This window comes from Celeribacter sp., from assembly GCF_048261515.1.
Classification (GTDB): domain Bacteria; phylum Pseudomonadota; class Alphaproteobacteria; order Rhodobacterales; family Rhodobacteraceae; genus Celeribacter.
On sequence record NZ_JBLXFZ010000001.1, the window covers coordinates 61158 to 76787 of the forward strand.

Sequence of the window (15630 nt, forward strand, 5' to 3'; positions counted from 1 at the left end):
AGGGACTTACCCATGAGCACCATCATCGACATCATCGGCCGCGAGATTCTCGACAGCCGCGGCAACCCCACCGTCGAAGTCGACGTTATCCTCGAAGACGGCACCATGGGCCGCGCGGCCGTGCCTTCGGGCGCTTCCACGGGCGTTCACGAAGCCCACGAGCGCCGCGACGGTGACAAAGCCCGCTACCTCGGCAAAGGCGTGCTGGAAGCCGTCGCCGCCGTGAACGGCGAAATCTGCGAAGCCCTCGTCGGCATGGACGTAACCGAGCAGGAAGCCATCGACGCGATGATGATCGAGCTCGACGGCACCGACAACAAAGGCCGCCTCGGCGCCAACGCCATCCTCGGTGTTTCGCTGGCCGCAGCCAAAGCAGGTGCCGACTACTCCGCCCTGCCGCTTTACCGCTACGTCGGCGGCTCCTCCGCCCGCGTCCTGCCCGTGCCGATGATGAACATCATCAACGGCGGCGAACATGCCGACAACCCGATCGACATTCAGGAATTCATGATCATGCCCGTCTCCGCCACCTCGGTGAAAGAGGCGATCCGCATGGGTGCTGAAGTCTTCCACGCGCTGAAGAAAGAACTCTCCGCCGCAGGTCACAACACGGGCGTCGGTGACGAGGGCGGCTTTGCCCCCAACCTTGAGAGCACCCGCGTGGCCCTCGACTTCATTCTCGCCTCCATCGAGAAAGCGGGCTACAAACCTGGCGAAGACATCTACCTCGCCCTCGATTGCGCCTCGTCCGAGTACTACAAAGACGGCAAATACGAGATGAAGGGCGAAGGCAAAACGCTGACCTCGCAAGAGAACGCCCAATACCTCGCCGACCTGTGCAACGACTACCCGATCATCTCCATCGAAGACGGGATGCACGAGGATGACTGGGACGGCTGGAAAGCCCTGACCGACCTTATCGGCGACAAGGTGCAACTGGTGGGCGACGACCTGTTTGTGACCAACCCCGCCCGCCTCTCCATGGGCATCGAGAAGGGCGTGGCCAACTCCATGCTCGTCAAGGTCAACCAGATCGGCTCGCTCTCCGAGACCCTCAAAGCCGTCGATATGGCCCACCGTGCAGGCTACACCAACGTCATGTCGCACCGCTCGGGCGAAACTGAGGACGCCACGATTGCCGACCTCGCCGTTGCCACCAACTGCGGCCAGATCAAAACAGGCTCGCTCTCGCGCTCCGACCGTCTGGCCAAATACAACCAGCTGATCCGCATCGAGGAACAACTGGGTGAAACCGCAGAATATGCAGGCAAGTCGATCCTCAAGTCCTAAGACCAAAGCGCGCGCCACAAGCGCCGCGCCGAACAGTTGACGAAACAAGAAAAGCCCCGCCAAATGGTGGGGCTTCTACGCTTTCTTCAGCCTACGCACGCACACATCTCACGCGATTTTCCTTGCTTTTCGGCGCAAAAACATATATGAAAATCACAGCAACAGACAGCGAGGCTTCTTTATGACGCTGTTGCACGTGCACCTTTTATGGTCGGAACACCACGGTAAGGCACACTCGCATATCTTCCAAAAGGCTCCTCGCGGAGCCTTTTGTGCTTTTAAGGAACAGTTTTGTTCTTATAGTAGCATTCCTTCAATCGTTGTTTCATTTTGTATCGCCGCTTTATTCGAGAAAAATCGATGTATTTTTTAAAGGCGCTCTTCACAACCATTTCGACATCAACGCCATCTTTTCGGCTCGGGAAGAAGTAATAGAAAATCGCATAATGCTCGCCACTCACGAGCGGCGCCTCAACTATCGCCAGATTGCTCTTGCGATTTCTGTCCCTGGACTCCCAAGTCGGCGCATTGTTCACCAAAAGATCCTCGCATGTCTGGGCAAGCGTTAACGATGCCCTGTAGCGGGTCAGACAAAACGACCTCTTTTGGTCGTTTTCGTCCCTGAAATCGAACTCTTCGACTCGAAACGACAGGGAACTTGAGAACACATGACTTTTGAAGGATATGCGGACAACTATGTCCCCTCCCTCGCGCCCTTCTCCAGCTATAACAATGTTGCGGGGAACCAAATGCTCAAAAGAGCAATTGACGCCTGAGCAATGGACAGGAGGGAAAGACTTGGAAATACTGCTCAAAACCTTGCCCGTGCCAAATTGCGTCCGATCGCTTACAGGTCGCTTTTGAAGTTCACACCATTTGGCTAAGAACGGGTTAAAATCGCGAGTGTGCGTTACATCCATCGCCCAATCGCGGATCGCCTCCCGCAGTCAACCAGCCACAAAAAAACCGAGGCTCCCGCCTCGGTTTTTCCGTCTCTTCTCACGATGAAACCGCCGCGCTTAGCCGCGCAGTTTCTTCACGACCATGCCAGCCACGACCTGCACCACGAGGCCCGCGACACCACCGCCGACGAGGTTGCTGGCCAAAGACGCGATATCCACGCCGCCTGCCGCCGCCGCAGCGCCACCGCCGCCCAGAAGGCCGCCGAGCAACTGACCGCCTGCCAGACCGCCGATACCACCCGCGACCAGATCACCGATCTTGCCCATGCTTGCCGACGGCACTGCTTTGCTGCCGCCAGCGCCGCCGAGCGCGCCACCTACCAGTTGTGCAATAAGAGCTTCCATTGTGTTTCCTCCCCCATCAATGTGCATTTTGCACTTTTACGCTCACCCAAAAGCGGAAAAAAAGCAACTGAAATGCAAGATTGCCATGCGGGGGCGGGTTTGGAACTCACCGCCCTATTGTCGTTAAAGACTTCAAACAACGCGCCACACTCTTGGTAAAGAGGTCCACCCCCGTGCCGCAAAGGGTTTAAGCCTCGCGCGTGGCTGGCCGCGACATCCGCCCGCCGCCAATCGCCGCCGAGACCCCCGTTGTGCTTGGCGCAGAGGTTGGCAGTCCCGCCTGAACCCGTGCCGCGAGATAGGCAAAGGCCTGCGCCTCCAGCATGTCGCCATCGAGCCCCACCTCATCGACCGACACCACGGGACAGTCCAGCCCCGCTGCCAGCATCGCCATCAGCGTCGCATTATGCCGCCCCCCGCCACAGGCATAGACCGCTTGCGGCGGCGTCGGGCAATGCTCCATCCCCTGCACCACGCTGGCGGCGGCAAAAGCGGTCAGGGTCGCGGCGGCATCGGCATCGCCTAGCGCGCCAACCCCATCGAGAACCCCGTGAAATTCGTTTCGGTCCAATGACTTGGGCGGCATCTTGTAGAAATATGCATGATCAAGCGCGGCGGTGACGATCTCCATATCGGGCACCCCCGTTGCCGCCAGCGCACCACCCCTGTCGCAGACCTCACCCCGCCGCGCGGCCATCAGGTCGTTGATCGGCGCATTTGCTGGCCCCGTGTCGAAAGCCACCAAGGCCCCCGCCGCCGCAGGGTCCGCAATGCGCGGATCGACCCACGTGAGGTTGCCCACGCCGCCAAGGTTGAGAAAGGCCACGGGACCATCCGCACCGAGATAGCGGGCCAGTGCATGATGGTAAAATGGGGCCAGCGGCGCGCCCTGCCCGCCCATCTCCACATCTGCCGAACGGAAGTCCCACACCACGGGAACCCCCAGTACTTCAGCCAAAACCGCCCCGTCGCCCGCCTGATAGGTGCGCCCGTTTGCGGGGTCGTGATTGAAGGTCTGGCCATGAAACCCGATCAACGCGTAGGGCGTCTCCAGACGTGACAAGGCTTCGGCATGGGCGGTCTCGATCAGCTCCACCGTGCCCGATGGCGCATCCCACGTCCCCAGAGCCTCGCGTAAAAGCCGTTGTTCGTCAGCGTCATAGGCGCGAAAATGGCTGTCACCAAAGGCGGAAATCTCAACCCCGTCAGTCTTGAGACAGGCCACATCGACCCCATCCATCGACGTCCCCGACATGCAGCCCGCAACCCAGATCGGCTCTCCCGCCCGCTCTCGCCCCATCACACTCTTTCCCTTTGGCTTTCGCCCAGATATATCAGGCCAGACGGACGCTTTGAAAGGACAAAGAGAGCGATGACCTACCACCCCAAATCGGACTTCATGTCTGTGATGATCGAACGCGGCTTCCTTGCGGATTGCACCGATTATCAAGGCCTGGACGAGGCACTCGTGCAAGGGGTGGTTCCGACCTATATCGGCTATGACGCCACGGCAAAATCGCTCCATGTCGGACACCTGCTCAACATCATGATGCTGCGCTGGCTGCAAAAGACGGGCCACAAACCGATCACCCTCATGGGCGGCGGCACGACCAAGGTGGGCGACCCCTCCTTCCGCGCCGACGAGCGCCCCCTGCTCACGCCCGACCAGATCGACGACAACATCAGCGGCATGAAGCAGGTCTTTGCCAAATACCTCGACTACGGCGACGGGCCGACCGATGCGCTCATGCTCAACAACGCCGAGTGGCTCGACAATCTCAACTATCTCGAATTCCTGCGCGACATTGGCCGCCACTTCTCGGTCAACCGCATGCTGTCGTTTGAAAGCGTGAAATCACGGCTGGATCGCGAGCAGTCGCTGTCCTTCCTCGAATTCAACTACATGATCCTGCAAGCCTATGATTTCCTTGAGCTGAACCGCCGCTACGGCTGCCTTCTGCAAATGGGCGGCTCGGATCAATGGGGCAATATCGTCAACGGGATCGACCTCACCCGCCGCGTGCTGGATCACGAAATCTACGGGCTGACCTCGCCGCTTCTGACCACCTCGGATGGCAAGAAGATGGGCAAGAGCCAAGGCGGCGCGATGTGGCTCAATGCCGACATGCTCTCGCCCTACGAGTTCTGGCAGTTCTGGCGCAACACTACGGATGCCGACACGGGCCGCTTCCTCAAGCTCTACACCGAACTGCCCGTGGACGAATGCGAGCGCCTTGGTGCGCTCGAAGGCTCCGAGATCAACGAGGCCAAGATCATTCTGGCCAACGAGGTCACGGCGCTGCTCCACGGCGAGGACGCCGCCATGGCCGCCGAAGCAACGGCACGCGAAGTGTTTGAAAAGGGCGGCGCGGGCGATGATCTGCCGACGCTCGCACTGACACGCGCGGAGATCGGTGACGGCATCTCCATCGTGCAGCTTTTCGTGCGCTCTGGTCTGTCGGGATCGGGCAAGGAAGCCAAGCGCCTCTTTGCCGACAACGGGGCCAAGGTGAACGACGCCGAGCATAAGGACGCGGGCCTTCTCGTCACGCCCGACATGCTCGCCACGCCGATGAAACTCTCCGCAGGCAAAAAGCGCCACGCGCTGGTCACGCTGACCGACTAAGCCCCGCGCTGACTGCCTCTTCATTGCAGTCCAAATACTCAAAAGAAACGGCGCCGCCCTTCTGAGGCAGCGCCGTTTTTTCATTCCAGTCCCACGAGATAGCGGCGGATGATCCGCCCCAGCTTCTCCGCACCCACAGGCGCCGAGGCCTTGGTATGCTCGTGGCTGATATTCTCGTTGCCAAGCCCCGCGGCCATATTCGTGACCACGGAAACCGCCCCCACCGTCAGGCCCAGAAACCGCGCGAGGATCACTTCGGGCACGGTGGACATGCCGACCGCATCTGCGCCCAGCATTTTCAGCATCCGTATCTCGGCGGGCGTCTCGAAATTCGGCCCCGAATACCACGCATAGACCCCTTCGAGCAGCGGCTCACCCTCCGCCTCGGCCGCCGCCAGAAGGGCCGCGCGCAGGGTTGGATCATAGGCTTCGGTGAGGTTCACAAACCGCGCATCCGTCGACTCCCCGATCAGCGGTGAGCGGCCCGAATAGTTGATGTGGTCGTTGATCAGCATCAGGTTCCCCGGAGGAATATCGGCACGGAAGGAGCCGCAAGCGTTGGTGATCAGCAGCGTGTCACAGCCCAACTCGCGCAGCACCTCAAGCGGCAGGCGCATCGCATCCGCCCGCCCGTTTTCATAGTAATGCTCGCGTCCGCCAAGCACCGCCACCTCGACGCCTTCCAACGTGCCAAGGGTCAGCGCCGCCGTATGCCCCGACACGCCCGCATGGGGGAAACCTGCCAGTTCCGCGTAAGGGATCGAGACCCCTTCAACGGCGTCCGCAAGGCTGCCCAGCCCCGAACCGAGGATCATGCCCACGCGCGGGCGGGCATCGGGGGCGGCGTTGCGGATGGTGGTGAGGGCTTTGGCGATCTCGCTCATGGGAGTGTCCTGTCTGTGTTTTGGCCTATGGAGACGAAAAACGGCGCGAGAGACAAGCCCCCGCGCCGCGTCATGTCATAAAAGCGATGCGCTTAGTCGGTCACGGTGACTTTCGTCATCACGTCAGGCTCGCCGATCACGGCACCATTCGGCCCGTCGCCGCGCTTGATCGCGTTGACCACATCCATGCCCTCGGTCACGCGCCCGACAACGGTGTATTGCCCGTTGAGGTGCGGTGCGGGAGCGAACATGATGAAGAACTGCGAGTTGGCGGAATTGGGGTTCTGGCTGCGTGCCATGCCCACGACACCCGCGTCGAAAGAGGCATCAGAGAACTCGGCGGCAAGGTCGTCATATTGCGACCCGCCACGGCCCGCCTTCTGCATGGAGAAGCCCTCGGCCCCCATCTTGCCAAACTCCACGTCGCCCGTCTGCGCCATGAAGCCCTCGATCACGCGGTGGAATACCACGCCATCATAGGCACCCTCAGAAGCGAGCTTGGTGATCTGCTCAACGTGGTTGGGTGCGAGATCCTCGGCCAGATCAATGTGGATCGTGCCATTGGCCTCACCCGAAACCTCGATATCGAGGCCCGTAGCAAAGGCGGGACCAGCGGCCAGCGCGGCGATCAGTGCAACCGTTTTACGCAACATCGGCGGCCACCTTCACGGAGATCATAGCATCGGGATAGGGCGCGGGCTCGCCACGGGTGATCTTGTCCACCGCATCCATGCCCGAAATCACGCGGCCATAAACCGTGTATTGACGGTTGAGGAAGTGGTTGTCGGTGAAGTTGATGAAGAACTGCGAGTTGGCGGAATTGGGGTCCTGCGCACGCGCCGCACCGATGGTGCCGCGATCATGCGGGATGCCCGAGAACTCGGCGGGAAGGTTGGGAAGCTCGGACGCGCCCGTGCCTGCACGGCGCAGTTCAAAGTCTTTATTCTGGTTGCCGAATTTCACATCGCCCGTCTGCGCCATGAAGCCGTCGATCACGCGGTGGAACACCACGCCGTCATAGGCGCCCGAGCGTGCGAGTTCCTTCATCCGCGCGCAATGCTGCGGCGCGATGTCGGGCATAAGCTCAATGACGACCTGACCATGTTCAAGTTCGATCAGGATGGTGTTTTCGGGGTCTTTATAATCGGCCATATGTGCCTCCAGATGTCTCGTTTCGCCGCGCACTCTAGTGCGGCTTCGTGCCAAGGGAAAGGCCTCGCGGTTGACCTCCGTCGCCCGCTGGCGCAAACAAGTGCCAACCGACTGCCAGATCAGACGCAAAGGACGCTTCCCATGGCTTGGAAAACCCTCGACGAGATGGACTTGAACGGCAAAGTGGTGCTCACACGTGTGGACATCAACGTGCCGATGGAGGGGGGCCGCGTAACCGATGCGACCCGTATCGAGCGGATCAAACCGACCGTGGACGATATCATCGCCGCTGGCGGCACGCCCGTTCTTCTGGCCCACTTCGGACGCCCCAAGGGCCAGCCCGTCCCTGAAATGTCGCTGCGCCATGTGCTGCCCGCGCTCAAGGAAGTGCTGGGCCGCGACGTGACCTTCATCGAAAAACCCTCGCGCGACGAGATCGACGCATTGGATCAAGGCACCGTGGTTCTGGTGGAGAACACCCGCTTCACGCCCATGGAAACCGACAACGATCCCAAAATGGCGCAATTCCTCGCCTCGCTCGGCGATGTCTTTTGCAACGACGCCTTCTCGGCGGCGCACCGCGCACATGCCTCGACTGAGGGCGTCGCGCATCTCCTGCCCGCCTGCGCAGGTCGCCTGATGGAAGCCGAGCTGACCGCGCTTGAAAAAGCCCTCGCCACCCCCAGCCGCCCCGTTGTGGCCGTGGTCGGTGGCGCAAAGGTTTCCACGAAACTCGACCTTCTGGGCAATCTCGTGCGCAAGGTGGATTACCTCGTAATCGGCGGCGGTATGGCCAACACCTTCCTCGCCGCTGAAGGGCTCGACGTGGGCAAATCGCTGTGCGAGCACGATCTGGCCGAAACCGCACGCGACATTCTCAAGAAGGCCGACGAAGCGGGATGCGAGATCGTTCTGCCCGTGGATGCGGTTGTCGCACGCGAGTTCCAAGCGGGCGCTGATAACGAAGTGGTCGGCGTCGATGCCGTGCCCTCGGACGCGATGATCCTCGACGCAGGCCCCAAATCGGTTGCACGTGTGGCCGAGGTCTTCGCCACCGCCAAGACGCTGATCTGGAACGGGCCGCTTGGTGCCTTCGAGATCGAACCTTTTGACGCCGCAACCAACGCTGCCTCCAAACAGGCCGCCGAGATGACCAAAGCGGGCGATCTGATTTCCGTAGCGGGCGGCGGTGACACCGTGGCCGCGCTCAACAAATCGGGCGCAGCCGACGACTTCACCTATATCTCCACCGCAGGTGGCGCTTTCCTCGAATGGATGGAGGGCAAGACCCTTCCTGGTGTGGCGGCTCTGGGCTAACCCCCCCTTCCACATCGCCAAGATCTCTACGCCCGCCCGCGCCTCTCGCGTCGGCGGGCGTTTTCGTGGCAGCGAAGCGTGCAGCCGGATCGCACCCGCCCTGCCAAATCGCGCCACACCTTGCCTCAGATCAAGTCATTTTCCTCCGAACGGCGCTACTGTCGGACCTGCATGGGGACCGTGAGCGCTACCATTTCAAACGTGAGCGCTACCATAATTGAGTTGCGGCACGCAGCACGTTACCCCCTTCCACGACTCCGCCCCGACGGGCGCGCGCGACAAGGAGAGGACCCTTAATGTCTATGCAGGAAATGACCGCCAAGATCAGTGACGGCCAAGGTTTTATCGCAGCACTCGACCAATCGGGCGGCTCGACCCCGAAGGCGCTGAAACTCTACGGCGTAGAGGAGAGCGACTATAACGGCGAGGCCGAGATGTTCGATCGTATCCACGAGATGCGCTCGCGGATCATGCAATCCCCCGCCTTCACGGGCGACAAGGTTCTGGGCGCCATCCTCTTCGAGATGACCATGGATCGCGAAGTGGGTGGCAAGCCGACATCCCACTACCTGTGGGAAGAGAATGGCGTCGTGCCCTTCCTCAAGATCGACAAGGGGCTGGAGGCCGAGGCCGATGGCGTGCAACTGATGAAACCCATGCCGGGTCTCGACGCCCTGCTGGCACGCGCGGCCAAGCTCGGCATCTTCGGCACCAAGGAACGCTCGGTCATCCATGCGGCCAATGCCAAAGGGATCAAGGCCATCGTGGATCAGCAGTTCGCCGTGGGCGATCAGGTGATCGCGGCGGGTCTGATGCCGATTCTGGAACCCGAAGTGACCATCTCCATCGCCGACAAGGCCGAGGCCGAAGCGATTCTGCGCGACGAGATTCTGGCGCACCTCGACGCCATGCCAGAGGACAAGCAGGTGATGCTGAAACTCTCCCTGCCCTCCGTGGACAACTTCTACAAACCGCTGGTCGATCATCCGCGTGTGCTCAAGGTCGTGGCGCTCTCGGGCGGCTACAGCCGTGACGAGGCCAACGACATCCTCTCGCGCCAGACGGGCATGATCGCCTCCTTCTCCCGCGCCCTGTCCGAAGGGCTGAACGCGAAGCAGACGGATGCGGAATTCAACGCCACTCTAGGTGCGGCGGTGGACAGCATCCATGCGGCCTCCGTGGCGGGCTGACGCTCACCGCACCGTCTCGGTTTTTTAACGGATTGAATCTCGTGAGAAAGGGCGCCATACGCGCCCTTTCGCTTTTTCTCGCTCATGCGTGCGAAAGGGGATTCACAAGGCGAATCAGATGTGACATGATTCGCAGGCGGAGTAGCCCGATAGAGGCGACCCGCGAGGCAGAGACAACACCTCCCCGACCGCGAAAACGTGGCGGGTGGTTTCATACAGGACACCTATCATGGCGGCAGGCCGTAAGCGCCCCTCCATTGCTATTCTTGTTTACACCGCCGTGGCCGCCACGGTCGGCGGTTACTTCATTTTTGCGTCCGTTCAGGGCGAATTCGGCCTGTTTCGCCGTATCCAGATCGAAGCCGAACTGACCGAGTTGCAGCAGGTCTCCGCGCAGCTCGAACAGGAAGTCTCCGAAATGCGCAACAAGACCATGCGCCTCTCCGACGGCTACCTCGACCTCGACCTGCTCGACGAACAGGCTCGCGACGTGCTGGGATATCTGCGCGCTGATGAAATCGTGATCCGCTAGGAAGGCGCCGCGCGCGCCGATCCATCAAAACCTTGCCACACCGCCCTGCCCGCTTATAGCGTGGTGACGGGCGGCTCGTGCCTTCCAGATATTCCCTACGCGCATAGCAGCATCGCAGAACGCAACGGAATTTCTCCGTGCAATCGAACGACAAAGTGTTTAGACTATAGTTTAACATTAAACTATCAGCCGCGACTTTGGAGGAGGAGGCCGTATGGCAGCCAAGAAAACCACCGCATCCGCGGCGAGCAAAGCGAATGTGTCGAAAGACGAGCTGCTCGCCTATTACAAGGACATGCTCCTGATCCGCCGTTTTGAAGAGAAGGCGGGCCAGCTTTACGGCATGGGTCTGATCGGCGGCTTCTGCCACCTTTACATCGGTCAGGAAGCCGTTGTGGTCGGTCTCGAAGCCGTTGCCAAGGAAGGTGACAAACGCATCACCTCCTACCGCGACCACGGGCACATGCTCGCCTGCGGCATGGACCCCAAGGGCGTGATGGCCGAGCTGACGGGCCGCGAAGGCGGCTACTCCAAAGGTAAGGGCGGCTCGATGCACATGTTCTCGAAAGAGAAGCATTTCTACGGCGGCCACGGCATTGTCGGCGCACAGGTGCCGCTCGGTGCGGGTCTGGCCTTTGCCGACAAGTATAACGGCAACGATAACGTGACCTTCACCTACTTCGGTGACGGTGCGGCCAACCAAGGTCAGGTCTACGAGACCTACAACATGGCACAGCTCTGGGAGCTTCCCGTTGTCTTCGTGATCGAGAACAACCAATACGCTATGGGCACCTCGACCCAACGCTCCACCAAATCCCCCTCCTACTTCGCACGCGGCGCGGCCTATGGCATCGCAGGCGAAGAAGTCGACGGGATGAACGTTCTGGCGGTGAAGGAAGCGGGCGAGAAAGCCGTTGCGCACTGCCGCGCGGGCAAAGGCCCCTACATTCTCGAAATCAAAACCTACCGCTACCGTGGCCACTCCATGTCGGACCCTGCGAAATACCGCACCCGCGAAGAGGTCCAGAAGATGCGCGAAGAGCGCGACCCCATCGAGGGCGTCCGCTCCATGCTCCTCACAGGCAAACATGCCTCCGAGGAAGATCTCAAAGCCATCGACAAAGAGATCAAGGAGGTCGTCAACGCCTCCGCCGAATTCGCCAAGGAAAGCCCTGAGCCCGCACTCGACGAGCTCTGGACCGACATTTACGCCTGATCCATCGGAGGAGATTTAGACATGGCAACCGAAATTCTCATGCCCGCCCTCTCTCCCACGATGGAGGAAGGCACGCTCGCGAAGTGGCTCGTCCAAGAGGGCGACACTGTCTCCGCTGGCGACATCATTGCGGAAATTGAAACCGACAAGGCGACGATGGAATTCGAAGCAGTCGACGAAGGCGTTGTGGGCAAGTTGCTCGTGGCCGAAGGTACCGAAGAGGTGAAGGTCAACACGCCGATCGCCATCTTCGTCGAGGAAGGCGAGAGCACCGACAATCTCGAAGCTTCCGCCGCACCTGCCGCCGCAGCCGATCCCGCGCCTGCTGCCGACACGCCCGCGCCTGCGCCTTCTGCGCCCGCCGCTCCCGTGCCCGTGGCCAATGTCGCCCCCGACTACCCCGAGGGCACCGAGATGAAGCAACAGACCGTGCGCGAAGCGATCCGCGACGCCATGGCCGAAGAAATGCGCCGCGACGAGGCCGTTCTGCTCATGGGCGAGGAAGTCGCCGAGTATCAGGGCGCCTACAAAGTGTCGCAGGGACTTCTCGACGAGTTCGGCGCGAAACGTATCATCGACACGCCGATCACCGAGCACGGCTTTGCCGGTATCGCAACGGGTGCCGCCTTTGCAGGTCTGCGCCCCATCGTCGAGTTCATGACCTTCAACTTCGCCATGCAGGCGATGGACCAGATCATCAACTCCGCCGCCAAGACCCTCTATATGTCGGGCGGCCAGATGGGCGCACCGATGGTCTTCCGTGGCCCCAACGGTGCCGCCGCCCGCGTGGGCGCGCAGCACTCTCAGGACTACGCCGCATGGTATGCACAGGTGCCTGGTCTCAAGGTCGTCATGCCCTACTCCGCCGCTGACGCGAAGGGCCTGATGAAGTCCGCGATCCGCGACAACAACCCCGTGATCTTCCTCGAAAACGAAATCCTCTACGGCAAGTCCTTCGACGTGCCCGTTCTTGATGATTTCACCATTCCTTTCGGGAAGGCCCGCATCTGGCGCGAAGGTTCGGACGTGACCATCGTTTCCTTCGGCATCGGCATGACCTACGCCTTGGAAGCCGCCGACAAGCTGGCCGAAGAGGGCATCTCCGCGGAAGTCATCGACCTACGCACCCTGCGCCCCATCGACTACGACACGGTGCTGGCGTCGGTGATGAAAACCAACCGCTGCGTGACGGTCGAAGAGGGTTGGCCCGTGGCCTCCATCGGCAACCATCTCTCGGCCACGATCATGCAACGCGCCTTCGACTATCTCGACGCGCCGGTGATCAACTGCACGGGCAAGGATGTGCCCATGCCCTACGCAGCCAACCTCGAAAAGCACGCGCTGATCACCACCGACGAAGTGGTCGCCGCCTGTAAAGAAGTCACCTACCGCTAAGGAGAAAATCATGGCTATTCAACTACTTATGCCCGCTCTTTCTCCGACAATGGAGGAAGGCACGCTGGCCAAATGGCTGGTCAAGGAAGGCGACACCGTGGCCTCTGGCGACATCATCGCCGAGATCGAGACCGACAAGGCAACGATGGAATTCGAAGCCGTGGACGAAGGTGTGATCGGCAAGATCCTCGTGGCTGACGGCACCGAAGGTGTGAAGGTCAACGACCCGATCGCCGTGCTGCTCGAAGAGGGCGAAGACGCCTCCGCCATTGACGACGCGGCGGGCGCATCTGCCCCCGCTGCCGAGGCCGAGGCTCCCAAAGAGGCACAAACCAAACCCGAGGCGGCTCCCGCTGCATCGGGCGCCGTGGCCCCTGCCCCTGCCGCACCTGTGAAGGATGGCGAGCGCATCTTCGCCTCCCCGCTGGCCCGTCGCATCGCCGCGCAAAACGGCGTTGATCTCACCACGATCAAGGGCTCCGGTCCCAAGGGTCGTATCGTCAAAGCCGACGTGGAAAACGCCAAGGCCGCGCCGAAGTCCGACGCAGCCCCCGCAGCAGCAGCCCCTGCCGCAGCCGCCGCCCCCTCTGGCCCCTCCGCCGATGCGGTGGCCAAGATGTACGAAGGCCGCGACTACACCGAGGTCAAACTCGACGGAATGCGCAAGACCATTGCCGCACGTCTTTCCGAGGCCAAGCAGACCATCCCGCACTTCTACCTGCGCCGCGATGTGAACCTCGACGCGCTTTTGAAGTTCCGCAGCCAGCTCAACAAGCAGCTGGAAGCCAAGGGTGTGAAACTCTCGGTCAACGACTTCATCATCAAGGCCGTGGCCAACGCGCTGCAAGAAGTTCCCGAGGCCAATGCGGTCTGGGCGGGCGACCGTGTGCTGCAACTCAAACCTTCCGATGTCGCGGTTGCCGTGGCCATCGAAGGCGGTCTCTTCACCCCCGTGTTGCAAGACGCGGATATGAAGTCGCTCTCGGCTCTCTCCAAGGAGATGAAAGATCTCGCCTCCCGTGCCCGCGAGCGCAAACTCGCACCGCATGAGTATCAGGGCGGCACCTTCGCAATCTCCAACCTCGGCATGTTCGGCATCGACAATTTCGACGCCATCGTGAACCCGCCGCACGCAGGTATCCTCGCCGTTGGCGCAGGCAAACCGACGCCTGTTGTGGGTGAGGACGGCGAGTTGAAAGTGGCCACAGTGATGTCGATGACCATGTCCGTGGATCACCGCGTGATCGACGGAGCCGTGGGTGCAAACCTGCTCAAGGCCATCGTGGAGAACCTCGAAAATCCGGTTGCAATGCTGGCCTAAGCGCCGCGAAAAACTTGCACTCATCGAATGAAAACGCCCCGCAAGTCCAACTTGCGGGGCGTCTTTTTGTCCAAATTCTACAAATCGCAGGATCGCGCGGGGTTATTCATCCTTACCGCTGCGTGCACCAATCAACTGGTTCATCGACACGGACGGCTGCGAACATCCCGCCTCGCCCACGACCTTCGCGGGCACACCCGCAACGGTGGTTGCGGGCGGCACATCCGACAGCACGACCGAGCCCGCCGCCACGCGCGAGCAGCAACCGATGGTGATATTGCCGAGCACCTTGGCCCCTGCCCCGATTAACACGCCATTGCCGATCTTCGGATGACGGTCCTCCTCTTCCTTCCCCGTGCCGCCGAGCGTCACATCGTGGAGGATCGAGCAATTGTCGCCAATCACCGCCGTCTCGCCAAAGACGAGGCTGTGGGCATGGTCGAGGAAAATCCCTTTCCCGATGCGACAGGCAGGGTGGATGTCGATGGAGAACAGCTCCGAGACACGCATCTGAATGTAATAGGACAGGTGCTTGCGCCCCTGCTTGTAAAGCCAGTGCGAAACGCGGTGCGCCTGAATGGCGTGGAAGCCTTTGAAGTAGAGCAGCGGCTGGATGTATTCGTGGCACGCGGGGTCGCGCTCGAACACGGCGGCAAGGTCGGCACGCGCGGCATCGACCAGTTCGGGCGACTCCCGATAGGCCCTGTCCGCGATCTCACGGATGAGCTGTTCGGTCATCTCGGGCGAGGCCAGTTTCTGCGCAATGCGATAGGCCAAAGCCCCCGCCAGCGAGTCGTGATGAAGGATACAGCCATGCACCATCCCACCCAGAAGCGGCTCGTCGGCAACGGCGGCGTGAGCCTCCGTCACGATACGGGACCAGACAGGATCAACCTGCGAAATGCGTGGATTGGTTTTGGCCATTGTGTGTCCTTTGGCGAAATTCCCTTTGCGCAGGGTTCTACTATAGATAGGCTGGTTTCCCAAAACGCAAGTCTGTGACATCAGATATTCGGAGCGGGAATGATGCGCAATGAGGACACACGGGCGCTGTTGATGGCGCGGCTGGAAGCGCTCGATCGGGCCGACACGCGCGGCAAGTCGGGGACGCAGACGGTCACGCTTGATCAGCAATCTGTGGGACGCTTGAGCCGCATGGACGCCCTGCAATCGCAGGCCATGGCGCAAGCACAGGAACGCGGCCGCGCGATAGAGCGGCAGCGGCTACTGGCGGCGCTGGAGCGGCTGGAGGCGGGCGAATACGGCTATTGCGTGGACTGCGGCGAGGAGATCGCAGCGGCCCGTCTGGAGAGCGACCCCGCCGCGCCCAAGTGCATCGGCTGCGCCCGCGGGTGAGCGGGCACAGCTATGGGGTCGCCTGCGGCTTTGATACCTAGTTT

The 15630-nt window shown here is 61.1% G+C and carries 16 protein-coding genes; 9 read left to right on the forward strand and 7 right to left on the reverse strand.

The window, feature by feature from the left end; genetic code table 11:
• Positions 1-12: 12 nt before the first annotated feature.
• A complete protein-coding gene (gene eno / locus ACN0SC_RS00280; RefSeq protein WP_417247664.1) occupies positions 13-1290 on the forward strand; it encodes a phosphopyruvate hydratase in 1278 nt (425 codons plus the stop codon).
• Positions 1291-1568: 278 nt separating this feature from the next.
• Here eno and ACN0SC_RS00285 read toward each other — a convergent pair whose 3' ends face one another.
• From ACN0SC_RS00285 to ACN0SC_RS00295, 3 genes are all read right to left on the reverse strand, one after another.
• Positions 1569-2210: a hypothetical protein gene (locus tag ACN0SC_RS00285; RefSeq protein ID WP_417247665.1), complete on the reverse strand. Its 642-nt coding sequence runs from the start codon at positions 2208-2210 to the stop codon at positions 1569-1571.
• 99 nt (positions 2211-2309) lie between these two features.
• Positions 2310-2597: a hypothetical protein gene (locus tag ACN0SC_RS00290; protein WP_417247666.1), complete on the reverse strand. Its 288-nt coding sequence runs from the start codon at positions 2595-2597 to the stop codon at positions 2310-2312.
• Between the two features lie 187 nt (positions 2598-2784).
• On the reverse strand, positions 2785-3897 hold the full coding sequence (locus ACN0SC_RS00295) for an anhydro-N-acetylmuramic acid kinase (RefSeq protein WP_417247667.1): 1113 nt from the start codon (positions 3895-3897) through the stop codon (positions 2785-2787).
• Positions 3898-3969: 72 nt separating this feature from the next.
• On the opposite strand from ACN0SC_RS00295, the gene tyrS reads away from it, so the two are divergent.
• Positions 3970-5223, forward strand: coding sequence for a tyrosine--tRNA ligase (gene tyrS / locus ACN0SC_RS00300; protein WP_417247668.1), 1254 nt, complete (start codon positions 3970-3972; stop codon positions 5221-5223).
• Between the two features lie 80 nt (positions 5224-5303).
• Here tyrS and ACN0SC_RS00305 read toward each other — a convergent pair whose 3' ends face one another.
• From ACN0SC_RS00305 to ACN0SC_RS00315, 3 genes are all read right to left on the reverse strand, one after another.
• Positions 5304-6107, reverse strand: coding sequence for a purine-nucleoside phosphorylase (locus ACN0SC_RS00305; protein WP_417247669.1), 804 nt, complete (start codon positions 6105-6107; stop codon positions 5304-5306).
• Between the two features lie 92 nt (positions 6108-6199).
• The gene (locus ACN0SC_RS00310) at positions 6200-6760 is read right to left on the reverse strand and encodes a peptidylprolyl isomerase (RefSeq protein ID WP_417247670.1); all 561 of its coding nucleotides are present in this window, start codon (positions 6758-6760) and stop codon (positions 6200-6202) included.
• Positions 6750-7259, reverse strand: coding sequence for a peptidylprolyl isomerase (locus tag ACN0SC_RS00315; RefSeq protein ID WP_417247671.1), 510 nt, complete (start codon positions 7257-7259; stop codon positions 6750-6752). Before ACN0SC_RS00315 ends, ACN0SC_RS00310 begins: the two co-directional genes overlap by 11 nt.
• Positions 7260-7400: 141 nt before the next feature.
• Here ACN0SC_RS00315 and ACN0SC_RS00320 point away from each other — a divergent pair, with 141 nt between their 5' ends.
• The 6 genes from ACN0SC_RS00320 to ACN0SC_RS00345 all read left to right on the forward strand — a co-directional run bounded on the left by ACN0SC_RS00320 (position 7401) and on the right by ACN0SC_RS00345 (position 14230).
• Positions 7401-8576: a phosphoglycerate kinase gene (locus ACN0SC_RS00320; protein WP_417247672.1), complete on the forward strand. Its 1176-nt coding sequence runs from the start codon at positions 7401-7403 to the stop codon at positions 8574-8576.
• Positions 8577-8872: 296 nt separating this feature from the next.
• Positions 8873-9766, forward strand: a complete 894-nt coding sequence (locus ACN0SC_RS00325) for a fructose bisphosphate aldolase (RefSeq protein WP_417247673.1) — start codon at positions 8873-8875, stop codon at positions 9764-9766.
• A 229-nt stretch (positions 9767-9995) separates the two neighbouring features.
• Positions 9996-10298 (forward strand): FtsB family cell division protein, encoded by a 303-nt coding sequence (locus tag ACN0SC_RS00330; RefSeq protein WP_417247674.1) that lies wholly within the window; start codon positions 9996-9998, stop codon positions 10296-10298.
• 214 nt (positions 10299-10512) lie between these two features.
• Positions 10513-11514 (forward strand): pyruvate dehydrogenase (acetyl-transferring) E1 component subunit alpha, encoded by a 1002-nt coding sequence (pdhA, locus tag ACN0SC_RS00335; protein WP_417247675.1) that lies wholly within the window; start codon positions 10513-10515, stop codon positions 11512-11514.
• A 21-nt stretch (positions 11515-11535) separates the two neighbouring features.
• Positions 11536-12909 (forward strand): pyruvate dehydrogenase complex E1 component subunit beta, encoded by a 1374-nt coding sequence (locus ACN0SC_RS00340; protein WP_417247676.1) that lies wholly within the window; start codon positions 11536-11538, stop codon positions 12907-12909.
• A 10-nt stretch (positions 12910-12919) separates the two neighbouring features.
• Positions 12920-14230: a pyruvate dehydrogenase complex dihydrolipoamide acetyltransferase gene (locus tag ACN0SC_RS00345; RefSeq protein ID WP_417247677.1), complete on the forward strand. Its 1311-nt coding sequence runs from the start codon at positions 12920-12922 to the stop codon at positions 14228-14230.
• A 102-nt stretch (positions 14231-14332) separates the two neighbouring features.
• On the opposite strand, the gene cysE is transcribed toward ACN0SC_RS00345, so the two are convergent.
• Positions 14333-15154 carry a serine O-acetyltransferase gene (cysE, locus tag ACN0SC_RS00350; RefSeq protein ID WP_417247678.1) on the reverse strand — a complete coding sequence of 274 codons (822 nt, stop codon included), beginning with the start codon at positions 15152-15154 and terminating at the stop codon, positions 14333-14335.
• Between the two features lie 99 nt (positions 15155-15253).
• Between cysE and ACN0SC_RS00355 the strand changes: the two genes are divergently transcribed.
• Complete coding sequence (locus tag ACN0SC_RS00355; RefSeq protein ID WP_417247679.1) at positions 15254-15586, forward strand: TraR/DksA family transcriptional regulator; 333 nt, start codon at positions 15254-15256, stop codon at positions 15584-15586.
• The last annotated feature ends 44 nt before the right edge of the window (positions 15587-15630 follow it).